Source organism: Acidaminobacter sp. QWL-03, from assembly GCF_058683855.1.
Window position 1 is genome coordinate 3,401,636 of the sequence record NZ_CM178752.1, and the last position, 19,564, is coordinate 3,421,199.

The 19,564-nt window shown below is 46.4% G+C and carries 17 protein-coding genes and 6 tRNA genes; 13 read left to right on the forward strand and 10 right to left on the reverse strand.

Annotated features, from left to right (window positions below):
• The first annotated feature begins 86 nt into the window (after positions 1-86).
• The 12 genes from AC4PHM_RS15705 to AC4PHM_RS15760 all read left to right on the forward strand — a co-directional run bounded on the left by AC4PHM_RS15705 (position 87) and on the right by AC4PHM_RS15760 (position 5,652).
• A complete protein-coding gene (locus AC4PHM_RS15705; RefSeq protein ID WP_492018670.1) occupies positions 87-1,085 on the forward strand; it encodes an AIR synthase family protein in 999 nt (332 codons plus the stop codon).
• Between the two features lie 75 nt (positions 1,086-1,160).
• Entirely contained in the window at positions 1,161-1,907 is a 747-nt protein-coding gene (gene rph / locus AC4PHM_RS15710; RefSeq protein ID WP_492018671.1) for a ribonuclease PH, read from the forward strand.
• Positions 1,900-2,520, forward strand: coding sequence for an XTP/dITP diphosphatase (locus tag AC4PHM_RS15715; RefSeq protein WP_492018672.1), 621 nt, complete (start codon positions 1,900-1,902; stop codon positions 2,518-2,520). Before rph ends, AC4PHM_RS15715 begins: the two co-directional genes overlap by 8 nt.
• 18 nt (positions 2,521-2,538) lie before the next feature.
• On the forward strand, positions 2,539-3,027 hold the full coding sequence (locus tag AC4PHM_RS15720) for a metallophosphoesterase (protein ID WP_492018673.1): 489 nt from the start codon (positions 2,539-2,541) through the stop codon (positions 3,025-3,027).
• Positions 3,028-3,186: 159 nt separating this feature from the next.
• Positions 3,187-3,263: transfer RNA gene (locus AC4PHM_RS15725), tRNA-Pro, on the forward strand.
• An 8-nt stretch (positions 3,264-3,271) separates the two neighbouring features.
• A tRNA-Gly gene (locus AC4PHM_RS15730) sits at positions 3,272-3,345 on the forward strand.
• An 18-nt stretch (positions 3,346-3,363) separates the two neighbouring features.
• Positions 3,364-3,439 (forward strand) — tRNA-His (locus AC4PHM_RS15735).
• 9 nt (positions 3,440-3,448) lie between these two features.
• Positions 3,449-3,524, forward strand: a tRNA-Gln gene (locus AC4PHM_RS15740).
• A gap of 4 nt (positions 3,525-3,528) precedes the next feature.
• Positions 3,529-3,604, forward strand: a tRNA-Lys gene (locus tag AC4PHM_RS15745).
• Positions 3,605-3,641: 37 nt separating this feature from the next.
• Positions 3,642-3,718, forward strand: a tRNA-Arg gene (locus AC4PHM_RS15750).
• Positions 3,719-3,840: 122 nt separating this feature from the next.
• Positions 3,841-4,440, forward strand: coding sequence for a nitroreductase family protein (locus AC4PHM_RS15755; protein WP_291405604.1), 600 nt, complete (start codon positions 3,841-3,843; stop codon positions 4,438-4,440).
• A 273-nt stretch (positions 4,441-4,713) separates the two neighbouring features.
• Positions 4,714-5,652: an AEC family transporter gene (locus AC4PHM_RS15760; protein WP_492018674.1), complete on the forward strand. Its 939-nt coding sequence runs from the start codon at positions 4,714-4,716 to the stop codon at positions 5,650-5,652.
• Here the strand turns inward: AC4PHM_RS15760 and AC4PHM_RS15765 are convergent.
• The gene (locus AC4PHM_RS15765) at positions 5,603-6,412 is read right to left on the reverse strand and encodes an NRDE family protein (RefSeq protein ID WP_492018675.1); all 810 of its coding nucleotides are present in this window, start codon (positions 6,410-6,412) and stop codon (positions 5,603-5,605) included. The genes AC4PHM_RS15760 and AC4PHM_RS15765 overlap by 50 nt on opposite strands.
• 152 nt (positions 6,413-6,564) lie before the next feature.
• Between AC4PHM_RS15765 and AC4PHM_RS15770 the strand changes: the two genes are divergently transcribed.
• On the forward strand, positions 6,565-7,086 hold the full coding sequence (locus AC4PHM_RS15770) for a cob(I)yrinic acid a,c-diamide adenosyltransferase (protein WP_492018676.1): 522 nt from the start codon (positions 6,565-6,567) through the stop codon (positions 7,084-7,086).
• Between the two features lie 117 nt (positions 7,087-7,203).
• On the opposite strand, the gene AC4PHM_RS15775 is transcribed toward AC4PHM_RS15770, so the two are convergent.
• From AC4PHM_RS15775 to glgA, 9 genes are all read right to left on the reverse strand, one after another.
• On the reverse strand, positions 7,204-9,246 hold the full coding sequence (locus AC4PHM_RS15775; protein ID WP_492018677.1) for a TRAP transporter permease: 2,043 nt from the start codon (positions 9,244-9,246) through the stop codon (positions 7,204-7,206).
• On the reverse strand, positions 9,243-9,815 hold the full coding sequence (locus AC4PHM_RS15780; RefSeq protein WP_492018678.1) for a DUF1850 domain-containing protein: 573 nt from the start codon (positions 9,813-9,815) through the stop codon (positions 9,243-9,245). The genes AC4PHM_RS15775 and AC4PHM_RS15780 overlap by 4 nt, the downstream gene beginning before the upstream one ends.
• A 2-nt stretch (positions 9,816-9,817) precedes the next feature.
• Positions 9,818-10,834: a TAXI family TRAP transporter solute-binding subunit gene (locus AC4PHM_RS15785; protein WP_492018679.1), complete on the reverse strand. Its 1,017-nt coding sequence runs from the start codon at positions 10,832-10,834 to the stop codon at positions 9,818-9,820.
• Positions 10,835-11,139: 305 nt separating this feature from the next.
• Positions 11,140-11,967 carry a DNA-binding domain-containing protein gene (locus AC4PHM_RS15790; RefSeq protein WP_492018680.1) on the reverse strand — a complete coding sequence of 276 codons (828 nt, stop codon included), beginning with the start codon at positions 11,965-11,967 and terminating at the stop codon, positions 11,140-11,142.
• 50 nt (positions 11,968-12,017) lie between these two features.
• A complete protein-coding gene (locus AC4PHM_RS15795) occupies positions 12,018-13,283 on the reverse strand; it encodes an ATP-binding protein (protein WP_492018681.1) in 1,266 nt (421 codons plus the stop codon).
• Positions 13,284-13,462: 179 nt separating this feature from the next.
• A complete protein-coding gene (locus AC4PHM_RS15800) occupies positions 13,463-13,657 on the reverse strand; it encodes a DUF1858 domain-containing protein (RefSeq protein WP_291401764.1) in 195 nt (64 codons plus the stop codon).
• Between the two features lie 113 nt (positions 13,658-13,770).
• Positions 13,771-15,660 (reverse strand): type I pullulanase, encoded by a 1,890-nt coding sequence (gene pulA / locus AC4PHM_RS15805; RefSeq protein WP_492018682.1) that lies wholly within the window; start codon positions 15,658-15,660, stop codon positions 13,771-13,773.
• On the reverse strand, positions 15,657-18,101 hold the full coding sequence (locus AC4PHM_RS15810; RefSeq protein ID WP_492018683.1) for a glycogen/starch/alpha-glucan phosphorylase: 2,445 nt from the start codon (positions 18,099-18,101) through the stop codon (positions 15,657-15,659). The genes pulA and AC4PHM_RS15810 overlap by 4 nt, the downstream gene beginning before the upstream one ends.
• Positions 18,102-18,110: 9 nt before the next feature.
• Positions 18,111-19,544 (reverse strand): glycogen synthase GlgA, encoded by a 1,434-nt coding sequence (gene glgA / locus AC4PHM_RS15815; RefSeq protein WP_492018684.1) that lies wholly within the window; start codon positions 19,542-19,544, stop codon positions 18,111-18,113.
• Positions 19,545-19,564 lie beyond the last annotated feature (20 nt).

The following is a 19,564-nucleotide window of genomic DNA, read 5'->3' on the forward strand; positions in this document are numbered from 1 at the left end:
CAACCGGTTGAGCCGCTTTTTCTTTTTTGCGCCGTCAGGCGACCTGTGTTACACTGATTCTAGAATTTCATTCGAGGTGACGCGCTGTGAAAGAAGGCAAACTGGATAACGAAGTGCTGGAGCATTCCGTACTTTCAAAGATAAAATTAAATTCTGAGGACATTCTTCTGGGACCGGGTGTCGGTGAGGACTGTGGGGCGATTCGATTCGGTTCCGAAGCCTGCGTGGTAACGACAGATCCCATCACGGGGGCAACCAAAGGCTCGGGCAAACTGTCTGTTCATGTGTCCTGCAATGACCTGGCGTCAAGTGGCGCTGAACCTTTAGCATTGACAGTAACGCTCCTGGCTCCGACTCACGCCACATTGGATGAGATTGAAGCCATGATGGAGGAAATTGCTGAAGCAGCTGAGGAAATTGGGGTTTCAGTGATAGGCGGCCACACAGAGGTAACGAGTGCTGTCACACGTATGGTGCTCTCGGTGACCGCCCTTGGAAAGGTTCCGGTCGGAGAACTGATTTCCACTGCGGGGGCAAAGCCGGGGGACTGGATTTACATGTCCAAGTCAGCAGCCCTGGAAGGCACCGTGATCATTGCTGCTGAAAAGTCTGATATGCTTGCAGTTCTGCTCAGCAAAGAGGATGAGGCAGAGCTGGAGGGCCTCCAGCAGTCTCTTTCTGTGCTGAAGGAAGGCCGCTTGGGCAGAATGGCAGGCGTCAGTGCTATGCACGACGTCACAGAAGGCGGAACTTTAGGTGCGATCTGGGAGGTGTGTGAAGCCTCCGGAACCGGTTGTACCATATGGGGTTCGGAGATAGTTATTGCCGGGATCACCAGAAAGCTCGCGGAGGTCTTTGAGTTTAATCCGCTGAGTATGATTGGCAGCGGCAGTATGCTGATGACGATCTCCCCGGATAAAGCCCAGATTCTCGAGGCTGAAGCGATTCGACAAGGCGTAGCGCTGCGCCGCATTGGCGTCATAGAGCCGGATCCTGACCAGCGTCGAATGATTGGTGCGGATGTGGAGATAGTGACCATCGGCAAACCGGACGTGGATCCCCTTTACAGGGTGCTTGGTTTCTAGGGGAAGCTCAATGTACGATTCGGTATAAAATGTGTTAAAATTAATAGTAGAAATGAATCATACAGGAGGCACTCTATGATCCGACAGGATGGAAGAACACACGACATGGCAAGGCCGGTCAGGCTGACAACGCATTTTCTGCAGCACCCGGACGGCGCGGTGCTGATTGAGCTGGGCGCGACCAAAGTCATTTGCACGGCTATGGTGGAGGAAAAGGTACCGCCGTTTATGAAAGGTACCGGCAACGGTTGGGTCACGGCTGAATATGCTATGCTGCCGGGATCGACACAGCAGAGGAAGCAGAGGGATATTACAAAGGGGAGACTTGATGGCAGATCCTCTGAAATTCAGAGACTGATTGGTCGAAGCCTGCGGTCTGTTGTGGATTTAAAAGCTTTGGGGGAGAGGACTATCTGGATTGACTGTGACGTCATTTCCGCGGATGGCGGTACCAGAACAGCCTCAATTACAGGTGCCTATGTGGCTATGGTGCTGGCTATGGAAAAACTGATGGATAAGGGGCTGCTGTCCCAGCTGCCAACGACAGACTGGGTGGCGGCAATCAGTGTGGGTGTCTGCGGCGGCACACCGCTGCTCGACCTTTGTTATGTTGAAGATTCCTCAGCGGATGTGGATATGAATGTGATCATGAACGGCAAGGGAGAATTTATTGAACTTCAAGGGACGGGCGAAGCCAGACCGTTTTCCAGGGCGGAGCTTGATGGTCTGCTGCAACTCGCTGAAAAAGGGATCAGAAGCATGATTGAAGCGCAGCAGAAGGCATTGACAGATGAGTTGGGAAGGCGGACGGCCCATGAGTAAGGTGGTTTTGGCGTCTTCCAACAGCCATAAGCTAAAAGAGCTGCAAGCTATGCTTTCAGAATTTGATTTCGAGCTGCTTTCTCTGAGTGACGTAGACTTGGCGGGACTGGACATTCCGGAGGAGGGGGACACCTTTGAGGCTAATTCGCTTCGTAAAGCTAAGGTAGTGGCTGACCTAACAGGGTATCCAGCCATTGCGGATGACTCCGGGTTGATGGTAGATCATTTGAATGGCGCACCTGGCGTCTATTCTGCCCGTTATGCGGGGGAACCCAAAAGCGACAAGGCCAACAACGCCAAATTAATTGAAGCGCTTAAAGGCGTCCCTGAGAGCGGCAGAACCGCAAAGTTTGTGACAGTCATTACATTCTATGTAGATGAGGCTCACATTCTGACTGCGCGTGGGGAAGTTGAAGGGCATATCCTGGTTGAAGAACGCGGCAGCAGCGGTTTTGGCTATGACCCGCTGTTTTATGTTGAAGCCCTGGATAAAACCTTTGCGGAACTCAGCAGCGAAGAAAAAAATGCCATCAGCCACAGAGGCAGGGCAATAATGAAACTTCGAAGTCTTTTGGAAAAAGACTACGATTTTGGTGTAGTGTATGAAGACTGAGGAAAGGGTGATTGTGCCTTGAAACTGATAGTGATCAGTGACACCCATGGTGAGAAAAGCTGGATTAAGAAGGCTTTTGAAGCCAACCGGGACGCGTCGGTCATCATTCATTGCGGTGACTTTGCCTCTGATCTTGAAGTCATAAGAGGCATGCCTATAGAAACTGCTGCAGTAACAGGCAATGTGCCGGACTTGCATCAAGCCGGTTTGATGCCTGACGACCGGATGGAAGAGAGACTTCTTCTTTATGAGGGTGTCAGAATCCTTCTGACACATGGACACCGCTATGACGTCAAATATACCCTGAACAAACTTTTCTACCGGGCTCAGGAAACTCAGGCGGATCTGGTTCTGTTTGGACACACTCATTCTGCGTTAAATCTGAGCCATGACAGCATCACTTTTTTAAATCCGGGGAGTCCCGCAAGACCCCGTGGTGGTAAACCGGGCTATGGCATAGTGACAATTGAGAAGGGTACTTTTACGTGCCAACTTACAAATTTTTAGATTGACTGCTGCCTGTCAACAAGGGCTGAATAGCTTGATGAATGTGATGTTTGCAAGCTTTTGTGGTGTTTTAATGACTGGAAAAATAAGTTCCATAAAAAAACTAGAAAAAAGGTTGACTCGTCCCGAATCTTTGAGGTATAATCGTATTTGTCAGTTCGGGGTGTAGCGCAGCTTGGTAGCGCATCTGATTTGGGATCAGAGGGTCGCGGGTTCAAATCCTGCCGCCCCGACCATTAATATCGCGGGTGTAGCTCAGTGGTAGAGCCCCGGCCTTCCAAGCCGGTTGCGAGGGTTCGATACCCTTCACCCGCTCCACTATTTTCATCCTTCATGGCGGCTGTCGTCAAGTGGTTAAGACACAGGATTGTGGCTCCTGTATACGTGGGTTCGACTCCCATCAGCCGCCCCATTTAAACTTTGGGGATTCGCCAAGTCGGTAAGGCAACGGACTTTGACTCCGTCATTCGCAGGTTCGAGTCCTGCATCCCCAGCCAATGTGACCCATTAGCTCAGTCGGTAGAGCACTTGACTTTTAATCAAGGTGTCCCGCGTTCGAGCCGCGGATGGGTCACCATTCTTTATACAGGCTCAAGCAACACATTAACCTCCTTGCGTCCGTAGCTCAGTCGGATAGAGTCGCTGGCTTCGAACCAGTTGGTCGGGGGTTCGAGTCCCTCCGGGCGCACCAACAATAACCACATAACACAGTCTCCTGTCAAGGGGACTGTGTTTTTTTCGTGTAAATCCAAGTTATAATCTATATAATAGTGTCGGAATAAAATGAAATATTATTCAAAGGAGGAAAACAAAGTGCTGACCAATGAAACTATTCAATCCATTCTGACCCGTAGGAGCATTAAAATCTACAAAGAAGATCAGGTTCCGGAGGAAGAACTCCTGACTATCCTGGAAGCCGCGACATTCGCGCCTAGCGGGATGGGACTTCAGGAGTGGCACTTCACTGCGGTACAGAATAAAGACGAACTGAGAGCCTTAAACGAAGCAGCTAAGCAGGTTCTGTTGAATCTGCCTGAAGATGATTCGGTTTCAATACCTTTGAAAAATCAGGCAAAGCATTTTAAGAATAAACCTGACTTCAATTTTTTCTATAATGCGCCAACACTCGTGATTGTGACGAGTGCCAAAGACCCGGCGGTATCTTCACCCGCTGCGGACTGCGCTGCAGCCCTTGAAAATATATTCGTGGCTGCACATTCTCTGGGTGTTTCGTCTTGCTGGATCAATCTGCTTACAAGAATGAGCGATTTCCCGGAGATCAGAGAACTGTTCACCAAATGGGGGATCCCTGAAAATGAGCATTGCTATGGGTCCGCGGCGCTTGGTTATAATGGCGGTCCTGAGAAAAAAGCCGCACCAAGGCGTGAGGGGACCGTGATCCTTGTAAAATAGTGCGTGAGATATAGGCACAAAAATAGCCGTATGTGCAAACCTCGCAGACGGCTATTTTGTTGAATTTAAATTATTGTTTTGCTATAAGGGATTTGTTTGAAAGCAAAAATCTAGAAAAGGATCAGGAAAAACGCACCGCGTATGAAATGGAAAGAATTGAATAATGCCGAAGGCCAGGTAAAATGGTAAGATGGTAAATATATAAGGATTTGGTTTGAGCTCTATATCGCTAATAGTTCGTAAGTGTAAGGGAAGGGAGGTGAGGGGCTTTATATGGAAAACCTAATATTGTCATTAAACGTCGTCATGCCCCTGTTCCTGGCAATGGCTACTGGTTATCTCATGAAACAACTCGGAGTTTTGGACGACCGTACTTTGGTGGTTATGAATGGGATCTGCTTTAGGCTTTTTCTCCCGGCACTCCTATTTTACAATATTTATAGCACAGACCTCAAATCGGTTCTCAACATTCCCTTGATGATTTATGCGCTTGGCACATTGGCAGCTGTGCTGGGTGTTTTGTTCATCCTGATCCCTGTTCTGGAAAAGGACAATCGCAGACGAGGGGTCCTCATTCAAGGCATTTTTCGCGGCAACTTTGTACTGTTTGGCATTCCTGTAGCGCAGGCTTTAGCACCGCCCAATCAGGTCGGTATCGCGGCGCTGATTATTGCTATCACCGTACCACTTAACAATGCCATTTCTGTCGTTATTTTAGAAATTTTTAGAGGCGGACGAATTGATATGCCGCGCATCGCTCGAGGCGTAATTACTAATCCCAACATTATTGGGTCGGCTTTCGGGTTGATGCTCCTCGTTTTGGGTCTGCGCCTGCCATATCCGCTGGAGAAAACTGCCCTTGATTTTTCCCGCGTGGCGACACCCCTCGCGCTGTTTCTCCTTGGAGGAACCATGTCTTTTCGGTCTGTCAAAGGCGCCCTTCGCCCCATTCTGATAGGTACAATAGGAAAACTGATTGTTTTGCCGATGGTCTTTATCCCCATCTCCATAGCCGCAGGTTACCGCGGTATTGAACTGATCACCTTGATGGTGCTCTACGGTGCTCCGGCTGCCGTAGCATCATTCACAATGGCGCAGCAAATGGAGGCAGACGGAGAATTGGCTGCCCAATTAATTGTCTTTGGTTCAGCCTTTTCGGTTCTTACCATGTTTGTGATGATCTTCGTTCTGAAGCAATTAGCGTATATTTAAGCACGGTTGTACGCCAGTTTGTATAGCCGGCAGCATCGTGCAGCAAGCTTTGCTCAAAGAGTGTGACGAAACCCTTTCTGTCGATCATGAAGACCGTATGGGCGCGTGTGCCATAAGTACCGGCATCGATATAAATTGACGACAGCTTTCTTTCCAACTCCAGGTCGAGACCGGTCGAAGGTAAGTCTTGATCTGGCGCTATCTGATTGTCCTTAAGAAGCGGCAAAAACATCTCGGGGTTAAGTTGTACAGGAGATTTCGAGAGCGTTTCTGAAAATTTGGTTTTTCCGCGAAGCAGTTTTGGCCAGGGCGTGTCCAGGAATGCGTTGGATAATCCATACAGGCCGGGGGTAAGTTTGGTTATTTGTCTGCGGACATTATCAAAGTGATAAAGTCCATATTCGTCTCGAAGGATTAGGTTAAACGGATTGAAATCTGAAGCATCTTCCAGAATTTTATCAAGATACTTTGGAGCAGGCTCTGACTTGTTGAGGTAGCTGGGGATCAGAATGCCTCTGGACTGAGCGGCCTCTTTATGAAGCGTAAAGTCCCTGTGGTTGGTTAAAAGCCCAAAACGTCCGTACTGATCTGACGCAAACCATGTGCCTTGATCTTTAAGATCTCTGCCGCCAGCTATGCCTGGCTGATCTGGCCAAAACGAAGCTGCTGCAGTAGGGCGTGAAAAAAACTCGTCGCGGTTTGCTGCGATAATGACGGGGTATTCAGGGTGAAAGTGATAAGCAATCCAGGCAATACACATAAGCATTCTCCTTGTCTTGGATTCAACTGATGGAATAATACCCAATTGAATGAAGGCATCACCTGATTTGCAGCATATTGAATAATTGAACCGGTCAAACGCGTGAACTTCAACAAAACTGATTCTAGTTGATCCGGGTGGGGAGGAGCATAATGGAAACGGGAAAGGGTTATATTCACATTTATACAGGCAATGGCAAGGGTAAAACAACAGCTGCTTTTGGACTTGCTCTCCGTGCGGCTATGTCTGGAAAGAAAGTCTATATTGGGCAATTCGTCAAAGGTATGGCATATAGTGAAACAAAGTGTTCAGAATATATTCCCGGGATTGAGATCGAGCAGTTCGGGACAACTTGCTATATAGATCGAAATCCGGATGAAGATGACGTTCAGCGTGCAAAAAACGGACTGGAAAAATGCAAATCTATCATGAAGAGTGGAGATATTGATGTTGTAATTTTAGATGAAGTCACAATTGCGGTCTACTTTAAACTTCTGACAGAGGATGACGTATTGGACGCGATAAAGATGAAAGCGGCGCATGTTGAGGTTGTCTTGACAGGCCGTTATGCGTCTGCACGTTTAATTGAAGCGGCTGATCTGGTCAGTGAAATTCAAGAGGTTAAACATTACTACAGACAGGGTGTGCTTTCGCGGGAAGGTATAGATTGCTAATAAAAGGACAGAGCCATCAAATAATGGTTCTGTCCTTTTATTTAGAATAGGTTTAACGACTCAATTCCATGGCAGATCGAACCCGCGCATACAACCATAAGGTCACTCCGGCAGAGGTTAAGCAGCTGCGACTTTGTTTTTCTTCGCTCTGGCACGTTGTAATACGACCACGACCACGAGGACTGCAAGGCCGAAGGCATCTGAAGTCAGACCTGGAACCAGGAGACCAAGTGCGCCTGCGAGCAACATGATCCGCTCGTAAATTTTGCATTTGACTATTAAGAAGTTTTCAACCGCGCCACCGAGACATACAATCCCCAGCATGGCCGTGAGAATAACCGGAATGGCCGTATAGAATGGTAAAAATACGACTTGGTCTCCTATGACTTCTTTGACGAGAATCAGTCTTGAATCAATGGCGAAAATATAAGGTACAATGAAGGCCGCTGAGGCTAATTTGACGGCCTGGAAACCGGTTTTCATAGAATTGGCACCAGCTATACCGGCCCCGGCATAGGCCGCAAGGGCAACCGGTGGCGTGATGTCAGCGACGACGCCAAAGTAAAGGATGAAGAGATGCGCTGCCATTAAATTGACCTCCAATTTAATGAGCGCAGGAACGGCCATTGTTGCGAGTACAATATATTTGGCGGTAGTAGGAAGGCCCATGCCCAGGATAATGGAAGCGATCATAGTGAAGAAGAGTGTTGGAATAAGCATGCCTTGAGCAAGTGTTACAATGAGCTCTGCGATGCGCAGACCGAGACCGGTCAGGGTAACCACACCAACGATCATGCCGGCACAGGCGCACGCGCATGCAACGCCCAAAGCGCCTTTCGCACCGCTTTCCATCGCTGAGAGAAATAACTTAACAGTAAACGACTGATCTTTCTTGATCAATGTGACTGCAATTGCCATCAACACGCTGATGCCGATAGCATAGAACGCTGAAATCAAAGGCGTGAAGCCCATAATCAGAAAAGCAATGATGACAAAGAGCGGCACCAATAAATAACCCTGGCTCAACATAATCTTTTTGACACTTGGAAGCTGGCTCTTAGGCAGTCCTTTGAGACCGAGTTTGCTTGCTTCAAGGTGAACCATAGTTCCTACAGCAAAGTAATAAAGGACTGCGGGAATTGCGGCAGCGGCAATAATTTTTATGTATGGAATTCCGGTAAACTCAGCCATGATGAAGGCGGCTGCACCCATAACCGGCGGCATAATCTGACCGCCTGTTGATGCGGCGGCTTCGACAGCACCGGCAAAGTAAGGTTTGTAACCGACGCGCTTCATAAGCGGAATGGTAAATGCGCCTGTTGTAACAGTATTGGCGACAGAACTGCCGGAAATGGACCCCATAAAACCGCTGGCAACAACGGCGGTCATTGCAGGCCCGCTTTTTAAATGGCCTGTCAATCCATAAGCCAAATCAATAAAAAATTTGCCAACGCCTGTCTTATCGAGAAAGGCACCAAACAAGATAAACATAAAGACGAATGTGGCTGAAACGCCTGTAGGTATACCCAGCAGACCTTCAGTGGTCAAATACATGTGGCTGATGATCCGTTCGAAACTAAAACCCCGGTGAGCGAGTACGCCGGGCAGATATGGACCGAATTTTGCGTAGGAGAGAAAGAGGATTGCTACAATTGGCAGTTCCGGTCCTACAACACGTCTGGTAACCTCGAGAGTCAACAGGATCGCGAGAGCACCCAATACAATATCGATCTGAGATATGTCGCCGCCTTTGCGTGCTATTTGATCGACGAAGACAAACAGGTAACCAAAGACGACAATGGCTACTGCAGCGAAACCAAAATCGAGAATGGAAGCCTTGGTTTTGCTGCTTTTTTTGCTGGCCGGGTACAAAAGGAAACCCAGCGTAAAGGCGAGAATCAAGTGCAGGGAGCGCTGTCTGACAGAAAGAAGTGTACCAAACCCTGCGGTATAGAGATGGAATAGTGACATGCCAATGGCGATGATGGTAACCAGTTTTGATACTGTCCCAGTCAGCTTCCTGAGTTTGCTCGTATCCTTGTCAAATTTATCAAGAAGGACCTCGGCATCCAAAGGTTCGTGGTCGGGGTTAAATTCAGGTGTTGGCGTATGGGTCGATTGTGGATCCTGATCTGGATGTAACTGCTTGTCGTCTGTCATTTTATAACCTCCTTGATGACATAGTAAAGCAGAGGCGCGCGCATGGAAATAAACTCAACCGCTTGACCGGGCCTTGAAAAAGTGACAAAAGGGATATCCTGATCTCTGATCAATAGCCTGTGATTAGCCCTCACTGCGCCGGTTCTGTATACAAGATGATCCATCTTCAGCTGGATATTAAAAATCCTGAAACTATCCTCTGTTATTTCGAAGTCATAGGGTGTCGTTGCTGGCAGACCAGCCCCATAGGTTGAAAACAGAGTTTCGTCCAGTATCACATCACCAGCCTCGTCAATATGGTAACGCTCTGTCACAGGTGATAATTGAACTGAATGTGTATAGATAATATCAAAGGTTTCATATGGTTTAAGACGCCATATTCCCAGTTGAGTGCCTGAACGGTCGTCTCTTGCCAATAGCCAGGTTTGTGGCCAAAGTGACAATAATGAAAGCAGCAAAATTAAAAAAAGTGCAGTACGGATGAGAATGACTCGATTTATAAAGCCATTTTGGTTTAAAGAGCGAGGTATTGGGAATATTTGCACCCAATACCTCGTTTGATCAGACACTTTTATTTAATACCCATTTCGTCATAGTACTTCTGAGCACCTGGGTGAAGATCGATAGGCATACCGGTGAGAGCAGTTTCGAGTTTGATGTCGTTGCCTCTCTGGTGAGTGTCGATGATCACTTGGCGTTGTTCGAACATTGATTTGGTAAGGTTGTATGCGAGGGTCTCATCCATATCTTCACCGACGATCAACATTGCCATAACAGCGGCAGTTGTAACGTCGGCATCATTACCTTTGTAAGTGCCGCCTGGAACGACGACTTCTGTGTAGAAAGGATAAGCGGCGATCATTTCAGTAATTTTTGCTGAGTCAATTGGAACTATGACGATATCAGCAGTTTGTGCAACTTCGCTGATTGCAGAAGTTGGAAGACCTGCAGTGATGAAGGCTGCGTCGATTTGTTTGTTCTTTATCTGGTCAGCGGCTTCGTTGAAAGACAGGAAGTCAGCTTTGGCAAGATCTTCGTACTTGATGCCGTGCGCTTCGAGAATCTGACGAGCATTCGCTTCTGCACCGGAACCAGGAGCGCCGACTGCAACTTTCTTGCCTTTGAGGTCATCCACTGAAGCAATGCCGCTGTCTTTGGTTGCGATAATTTGAACAACTTCAGGATAAAGCATTGCCATTCCGCGGATATTAGTGATTTTTTCTTTATCTGCAAAAATCTCAGTTCCGTTGTAAGCGTAGAAAGTGACGTCGTTTTGGACGAAGGCGATTTCAGCTTCACCCTTTGAAACGAGACCTACGTTTTCAACAGATGCGCCTGTAGCTTGTGCGTTTGCAGTGACGCCAGGGACGTTTTCGTTGAAGATTTTTGCAATAGCGCCTCCAAGAGGATAGTATGTACCTGCGGTACCGCCGGTTGCAATTGAAATGTAGACTTTTTCAGCTGGTGTTTCAGCGGCTGGCGTTTCGCCGCCCGCTGCAGGCTCCTCTGCTTTAGGTGCGCAGGCAGTGAGACCAAGTGAGAGAATCATAACGACGACGAGTAATACAGACCACATTTTTTTTGACAATACAATCCCTCCTAAATAGTTGACTGATGATCAGCGAACTTTCTCTTTCTTTTCAAATCCCCCCTCCTTAATGTTTGAATATTCTATCTATAAGCATATTATACCAAAAAAATGTGAACATCTGACAAAAATAAACGCGAAAGCGCATTTTGGACAGCATTCAAACTTTCGTCAAATCAGCCAATTCACTTTCGCGTACTAAATCCATTGGTATAACCTTCCCTGGAGATAATTCAATTATAAAGGGAGGTCTACAGAATCCTACAGAATCATACAAAAAATATTCAATTAAATAAAAGTTCTGATTATTCCATCAAAGCCGAAATACCTTCTACAAATCGCTTAACATCAACTTTTCCACGAGATGGGCTATTGCCTCTGGCATATTCCATTTCTTGACGAATAGCTTTAAAACTGAAAAGGGTCGTGGAATATCTTTCAAATTTATAATTTGAGAAGTCTTCCACACCAATGTTGGCTATATTTTCCATGGCAAGCTGCACCAAACGTCTTAGTCTTTGTTCAATTCCTTTCAGGCTGATTGTATCCTCTGTGTAGGAAGGGTAGTGGTCTTTGAGCCACTGGTAAAATTGACCTAGTGGAAGATCACTTCTTATTTGAGGCAAAGCAAAGAGCAGTTCGTCGCATCCTGACTCCCCCAAAATGCCAACTTCTTTTAAGATGTTCTGAAGCTTTGAGCGCTTTTTACAGGTCCCGTTTTCTGCAGAAGAGACATTTTTTGAGATGGCCGTTGTGCCGACAAGTCTTACGTAGTGCTTAAGCTGGTGCAATTCAAGCGTTCTTGACAGTACAGTGACAACTTCGGTGACGTTAATGGGCTTGTTGATGTAATGGTCAACCCCTGATTTGTAAGCCTGAGCGATGATTTCTTTGGCGCCGACCTCGGACAGCATGACGATTTGCCCCTGAAAGTTATTTTTTATCAACGCCTCTGAGACTTCAATGCCATCCATACCTTCCATTAAAAGGTCAAGTACGACAATCTCCGGATTGTGCCTTAAAATATCCTGGACTGCAAACCACGGATCATCACTCTGGAAAATTTCTGAATCATTGAAATGAGTGCTGATTATCTGAGATAAAATTTTTCTTACTGAACGATCATCATCCACAATGTAGAAGCTGCAAGCCATTTCTTGGATTCCCCCTGTCAAAGCGTACCTTATTGATCAAGTAAAGGAATTGGATAAGCTATTTGAACCATTGTGCCGCTGCCGACCTTGGATTCAATTTGGAGTTGTCCTTTAAGGACATGCTTCACCAAATACTGGACTTGTGCGAGTCCAATGCCTGTCGACATCTGGCCGGTACCGGGATCGTAATGTGTAGAATAGCCTGGTTCAAATATCAATTTGAAATCTTCTTCCGGTATGCCACAGCCGTTATCCCTTACAGAAATTTGACAGTGGTCGGTTGCGACAATGACCTCAAGAATAATTTCACCTGCACGGTCAATAGCATCAACTGCATTAGTCAAAAGATTATTCAATAAACTCAAATAATCATATAAATGACGGTCCGGAATAGTTGGACTCAGCTTACGGTCAACTCTGATAAGTTTTCCGTTTGAATGTGCCCAGACTTCGATATCATCACACAGAAAATGAGTGAGTTCAATGGGTGTGGGGATCGATTCGGGCAGACTATCTGGAATAAGGTCCCTCAAGGCTTCGTTGATCCGTCTGAAGTCTTTTTTTATTTCGTGAATATCCCGTGTGATGGAAAGCACCTTTCGAGGCATATCCCATTCAGCAGGGAGTGCGGCTTTGTTCTTTTGTATGTAGGTATATAAGCCGTGCGCCTTGGTCATGGCTTTCTCAATGTCACCTTCGGACTTTTTCAGGAACATGATTTCAGCGTAAAGCTTCGATTGAGAAAGAATCCAGCTGGAGATCTTTTTCTTTTCCTCTTCCTTTTGAAACATGGTGGGGTAAAACCTTGCCAGCAGGTAGACAGCAAGAATTAAAATGCCTCTGATGACGGCTGTTAACAAAAGGGCTTGCAGTTTGAACGAAGAGAACAAATCGTGAAACTGGCCCCTGATTAAAAGTTCAAGTATGTTGCTCAGTACATCAGTGGACAAGAGCACCATGAGCGCCAGTAAAGGGTGGTTTAACCGATATCTGACTTTCGAGAACAGGAGGATGGAACCATAGCAGACATAGTAAAAAGCACCTGGCAAGTGCGTTAAAAGTGCAAGGTCAAAGGGCAGCGATAAATTCAGTGCCAGCCAAATTCGGAAAATAAGAATGGAGAGCCCGGTAACGGCGACAGTTTTTAAACTGCTGTCATAAAGCAGCAGCAATATGCCGTAGGCACAGACACCAAGAGAAAAACGAAAATCTGTATAGAAAGGCCGCAGGTAGATTTCTCCAAATAGGACGGTGATAACGGCAATCATAATGTGAAGGTGTTTTGAGGATTTCATGGGCACCTCCTGAGAATGTCAGATCACCTCATTTTACCATGCTTTCGATCATCTGTGTACCACTTGATAAAACAGGCTGGAGACTCCTGATCGACATAAAAAAAGGGAAGAACGTACCAGCAATTTTATTTCACCTGCTGGACGTTCTTCCTCCTGATCTTAAACTAATTTAAAGTAAATTACTTGATGCTGCTATTCAGTGAGTCGACGAGCTTAGAAACTTCAATGCCATGAACTCGGGCGGCGTCTTCGAGGGATTCAGCCTGAGCGGAAGGACAGCCAATGCAGCCCATGCCGTAGCTCATCAGAGCGCTGACCGTCGCAGGGTATTTCTTCACAACATCACCAATCGTCATATCTTTTGTAATTTCCATTTTGAAGTGCCTCCTTTAAGAGTGATCGGATTTAAATCCGAGTGTATTGGTTGGGTTTGTAATTGAATTATAACCCAAGACACTTCAAAATAACAGTACCGATTGTTACCAAATTAAATATTATTGTATTTTAAGATCAGTGTGCCTTTTGCAGGGACCTTGACGGGCAATTCAGCGTCAGGATGCCATTTCAGTCCGTCCAGAATAACTGTGACGGATTTACGATTTATATTCTGCAAAACCAAGTGGACATCCCCGGGATTATGATAGAAGTCGTACTGCGCCTTTCCGCACTTGATCCTGTAGGCGAGACAGCCGGCTTCTATGGGTGCCATGTTTCTTCGGATTTCATCAGGCTTCATTGAAAACACACCGGACTCAAGCCGGAAGCGGATCAGCCTTTTTACATGTTCATTTAGGAGACGATACTGTGATTTGTTTGTCCAACAAACAGAATTCACAGCGTCACCGGCATTATAGCTGTTGTCGTTTCTGAATTTTGTTCTGTTGAATTCTGTACCGCAATGAATCAAGGGAATGCCAAAAGAAGACATCAGGATATTAAAGGCTAGACAGGTCAATTCCAGGCGCTCCGCTTCATCGGAATCTGGCAGTGAGTTTTCAAGCTTATCGCGCAAAATTAAATTATCATGGGTCACCAGGTAGTGGATGATTTCCGATGGCGAGTCTGCCAATTTGCCTGGATGATGCGCGCATGCCACACTTGCACAGACGCCTGATAAAAGTTCATGCATCAAGGATGGCTCTGGATTTGCGGTTTGATTCTGGATGTAACCTTTTGAGTCGCCATTTGGTGATCCGAGGAGGAGATTTTTGTAGTCGTCCTCAAATATTGCAATGCCGAGTCCGCGCTGACGTCCTTTGCCAAACCTTTGGCCCTCGGGTAGAATTGTCTCCGCAGCTGTCCACGGTTCACCATAAATAAGCAGATCGGGCCGTTTGTTCAAAAGTTCTTTTGAGATGCTTTGAACCATGGTGTTATCAAATAGTCCCATGAGGTCAAATCGAAAGCCATCAACACGATACTCATCCAGCCAATAGTGAAGTGAGTCCATGATGCGTTTTCTCACCATGGAACGTTCAGTAGCCAATTCATTTCCACATCCTGATCCATTGGAAAAGCCATGCTCAGACACTCTGTAAAAATAATTTGGTGCCATGCGTTGGTAGGACGAGTATCTAAATTCATAGGTATGATTATAGACCACATCCAGGACAACGCGCATGCCCTTTTGATGAAGGGCATGGATAGCGGATTTGAGTTCCAAAATACGTTCTCCGTTATGCGGATCTCCAGAGTAGGAGCCCTCCGGCACATCAAACAGAACGGTATCATAACCCCAATTGTAAGGATCTCGAGTGAGTTCATTTGTTGTGATAAAATCTTGCACCGGCATAAGCTGGACGTGTGTCACACCCAACTCTGACAAATGATCAATGCCAGTGGATAAACCGTCACAGGTCGTTCCGGTTTCTGTCAATCCCAAATACAATCCGGGATGAGTGACGCCTGAGGTCGGATGAGAAGTAAAATCCCTGATGCTGAGTTCGTAGATGACCGTTCGGCCATAATCCACTGGTGGGGGCATAACGGTTGTCTTGAAGCCTGGAGGGTCGAAGCGTCCAGGTTCTAAAATCAATCCCCGTTTAGAGTTGGGTCCAGAGGCTTTAGCCCAGGGATCGATGATTTCGTATCTCCTGTCATCATTCGCATACTGGAGGAGATAGGTATAATAGAATCCGGTTAGATTTTTTTTGACTTTCAAGACGAAACTGCCATCACTTTCCCGCTGCATCACATGAGTATCACGATGGAGTGTGCTGCAGGTCTTATACAGTGCAAGTTCAACTTTGGCTGCAGCAGGTGCCCAGAGTACAAAAGACGTAGTCGAACTGCCATCATCAATGACAGCACCAAAATTGCTGCGTTTGGCAGCGCGCTCCGCAAGCGCTTCAAATTCAGGGTTTAATACTGAATTCATTGTGACCCCTTCAATGTTTCGAAGACTTGTGCCTTCCAGATCTCGCGATTATAATCCCTGATCGTGCGGTCGCTGGAAAAAATTCCCGATTTAGCGATGTTTACCAATGACATGGCGGACCACCTCTTAGCATCGCGATAGGCTTCACAAACCTTCTTTTGAATATTGGCGTAGCTTTCAAAATCCTTGAGCACAAAAAATGCATCATTGTGATCCAGGAGCGCGGAGCGTATCAAATAAAATTCCTCGGGTGAAACGTTTAAAGTCCCGTCTGTCAACATATCGACTGATCTCTTGAGGAGCGGATTGTTTTGATAAATTTCATACGCATTGTAGGAATGATCTTCGTAATAGCGGTAGACTTCTTCTGCTGTTAAACCAAACAGAAAAATATTGTCCTTTCCTACAGCTTCAAGAATCTCAATATTAGCACCATCCAAGGTCGCGACAGTCACGGCCCCGTTCATCATCAGCTTCATGTTGCCAGTACCTGAGGCTTCTTTGCTGGCAGTGGAGATTTGCTCACTGATATCAGCGCTTGGAATGATATTTTCTGCAACAGTGACACCGTAGTTTTCAACAAAAACAACTTTCAGCTTTTCGTTGACATCCTTGTCAGAGTTCACCAGGTCGCCTACGGTGTTAATCAGCTTGATGGTTTGCTTGGCTGTTTGATAGCCTGGTGCGGCTTTTGCACCGAATAAAAAGGTTCTTGGTATCAGATCCAGATCAGGATCCTCTTTTAACCTGAGGTAAAGACTCATGACATGCAGGATGTTGAGTGTCTGGCGCTTGTACTCGTGAAGTCTCTTGATTTGAATATCAAAAATACTGTCAGGATCAATAGTGACGCCGCTTGACTTATAAAGATAATTTGAAAAGTCAACCTTGTTGGCTCTCTTAATTGTCATGAGTTTTTCCAAAAACACCGGATCTGATTGGTACTTCATCAGACGCCCCAGGGATTCTGGCTCTTTGATCCAGTCATTACCTATAGCATCAGTGATATGTGCCGATAGTCGCGGATTGGAGTGCAGCAGCCAGCGACGGTGTGTGATTCCATTCGTTTTATTGTTGAATTTTCCGGTGAAAAACTCATTAAATGGCTTTAACTCTCTATTCGCCAGCAATTCTGAGTGCAGCTTGGCGACACCGTTGACACTATGGCTGCCGACAATGCAAAGATGGGCCATCCTGACTTGCCCTTCACCAATAATTGCCATCTGTGAAGATCTATGGGGGTCAACCTGACTGTATAAACGTTCTGTTTCGAGTCTGAAGCGCCGGTCGATTTCCTCTATGATCATCATGATCCTGGGAAGCAATGTACGAACGACGTCTATTGACCATTTTTCCATGGCTTCGTGCAGCAAGGTGTGATTGGTATAGCTTATGGTTTGAGTGGTGATTTTCCAGGCTTCGTCCCATTGGAGCTCTTCAATGTCCATCAATAATCTCATGAGTTCCGGGATGGCGAGTGCTGGATGTGTATCATTGATGTGGATGGCATTATACTTGTGGAAATCCCGGATAGGCAGACCGCTTCGCTTATAAGAGCGCATAATGCCTTGAAGCCCTGCGGAGACAAAGAAGTATTCCTGTTTTAAGCGCAGCAGCCTGCCGTTTTCGTAGGCGTCATCAGGGTAGAGGACCTGGGAGATTGCCTCAACAGCGTATTTTTCAGAAAATACCCGGTTATATTCGCCGCGGCTGAATCCGGCCAGGTCGAAGTCGGGGGTCTTCGCTTCAGCGCTGTAGAGTCTGAGGGTGTTCACAATACCGTTTTGATATCCGGGAATTGGCGAGTCGTAGGGTACGGCCATGACGACCTCCGTATTCTCGAGGAAGAAAACGTTGCGGCCGTTGATATAATCTTGGCGGACATTGCCTCCGAAGTGAACTTCGACTGCCTTGTCAGGCATTTTAACTTCCCATACATTTCGGTTTTCAAGCCACCGGTCAGGAAATTCGACTTGATATCCATTTATAATTTTCTGTTCAAAGAGTCCAAAATTAAATCGTATACCAATACCGTGGCCTGGGATCCCTACAGAAGCCATAGAGTCCATAAAACATGCCGCAAGTCTCCCAAGACCGCCGTTTCCAAGTCCTTGATCTTTTTCAGCTTCGCTGATCTCTTTAAGAGAAAGACCGAGATCTGACAAGCCATGCTCGACGGTTTCGTAGACGCCCATGGCATGCATATAATCTGACAGAAGCTTTCCGGTTAAAAATTCCATGGAGAAATAGAAGACTTGGCGTGTATCCAATTTGTTGTAGGCAATGGAAGTGCCAACCCAGTCATCTGTCAGATATTCTTTGATCAGACTTCCAAGAGCGTGATACTGATCCCAGACAGTGCTCTCCTCAAGGGGACGGCCGCTTTTTGCTTTCAGCCTGCGCAAGTAGTCTTTTTTAAACTGGTTGACATTCAGTTCCATAGGGTCACCTTACTTTCCTAAGTTGCGATAGATCTCGAGGTAATGATGTGCTGAGCGCTTCCAACTGTGATCAGCGGACATGGCTTGCTGCACAAGCGCATTCCAGCCTTCCTGATTAGTTTGAAACAGTTCAACTGCATCGCGGATCTGATCCAACATTTCGTGTGCATTGTAATTTGTGAATGTAAAGCCGGTGCCTTCCCCTGTAAAGCGGTTGTACGGCACGACGGTGTCTTTAAGTCCGCCGGTTTCCCTTACTATTGGGATCGAGCCATACCGCAGTGCAATCAATTGTCCAAGACCACATGGCTCAAATCGTGAAGGCATCAGGAATAAGTCAGAACCGGCATAAATCCTTTGAGCCAGCGTAGCATTAAATTCCACATAGACTTTCAAACGATTTGGAAATCTTTGGGAATAATATTTAAAAAGATTTTCGTAATGATAATCCCCTGTACCCAGGACAATCATTTGAACACCGAGGTCAAACATTTCAGGCATAACGCGCTCTATCAGATCAAAACCCTTTGAGTCAACAAGCCGGGACACAATGGCAATAAGCGGGACATTTTCATCAACAGTCAGTCCTGACAGGGCTTGAAGCTTCGCTTTGTTGGCACGCTTCCCTTCAGGGGTGCTGTGATCATAATTGAAAAAGAGTCTCGCATCAGTTTTTGGATTGTAGTCGTCATAATCAATGCCGTTGGTAAGTCCAACCAAATCATGACGTCGGTAGTTGAGGTCCCACTCCAGTTTTTCGCCAAAATAAGGTGTCAGAATTTCTTCAGCATAAGTTTCGCTGACGGTCGTAATTTTATCAGCAAAGCGAATCCCGGCTTTCATGAAATTGATGCCGCTGCCGAAGACCAGGCGGCCATCTCCATGAAAAGCACTTTCTGGTCCAAACATGTCCTCCAGAAAACCGCGTTCGAAAACCCCCTGGTATTTGAGGTTGTGAATTGTAAAAACTGATTTTGTTTGAGCATAGCGGGGATCTTTGGCATATTGGGTTTTGAGCAGATAAGGTACTATTGCGGTGTGCCAGTCGTTCAAATGGATGACATCCGGTTCGAAATGGGTCATATCAATGGCTTCGAGTACCGCTTTTGAGAAAAAGGAAAACCGCTCGCCGTCATCAAAGTAGCCATAGAGCTGATCGCGCTTAAAATAATATTCGTTGTCTATCAGGTAGTAAACTACTTTTCCAAAGTGGATTTCGTGAACGCCCATATATTGATTCCGCCAATTCATGTGAATGGTTTTGGAACCCAAAAAATCAGCATGCTCTACCAGAGCGGTGGCAATAGTGCTGTAATAGGGGGTAATCACTCTGATGTCGATATCCTCTTCTGCAAGAGCTTTTGGCAGGGAAAACGCGACATCTGCCAGTCCTCCGGTTTTGCTGAGGGGAAGAGCTTCAGAGCTAACAAAAAGTATTTTCAAGTGGATAAGCCTCCTTTATG

Coding starts and splice junctions, on each gene's coding strand:
- AC4PHM_RS15795 (WP_492018681.1), bottom strand. CDS start 13,283: ATGAAATCCTCAAAACACCTTCACATTATGATTGCCGTTATCACCGTC.
- pulA (WP_492018682.1), bottom strand. CDS start 15,660: ATGAATTCAGTATTAAACCCTGAATTTGAAGCGCTTGCGGAGCGCGCT.
- rph (WP_492018671.1), top strand. CDS start 1,161: ATGATCCGACAGGATGGAAGAACACACGACATGGCAAGGCCGGTCAGG.
- AC4PHM_RS15800 (WP_291401764.1), bottom strand. CDS start 13,657: ATGGAAATTACAAAAGATATGACGATTGGTGATGTTGTGAAGAAATAC.
- AC4PHM_RS15770 (WP_492018676.1), top strand. CDS start 6,565: ATGGAAACGGGAAAGGGTTATATTCACATTTATACAGGCAATGGCAAG.
- AC4PHM_RS15775 (WP_492018677.1), bottom strand. CDS start 9,246: ATGACAGACGACAAGCAGTTACATCCAGATCAGGATCCACAATCGACC.
- AC4PHM_RS15715 (WP_492018672.1), top strand. CDS start 1,900: ATGAGTAAGGTGGTTTTGGCGTCTTCCAACAGCCATAAGCTAAAAGAG.
- AC4PHM_RS15760 (WP_492018674.1), top strand. CDS start 4,714: ATGGAAAACCTAATATTGTCATTAAACGTCGTCATGCCCCTGTTCCTG.
- AC4PHM_RS15765 (WP_492018675.1), bottom strand. CDS start 6,412: ATGTGTATTGCCTGGATTGCTTATCACTTTCACCCTGAATACCCCGTC.
- AC4PHM_RS15810 (WP_492018683.1), bottom strand. CDS start 18,101: ATGGAACTGAATGTCAACCAGTTTAAAAAAGACTACTTGCGCAGGCTG.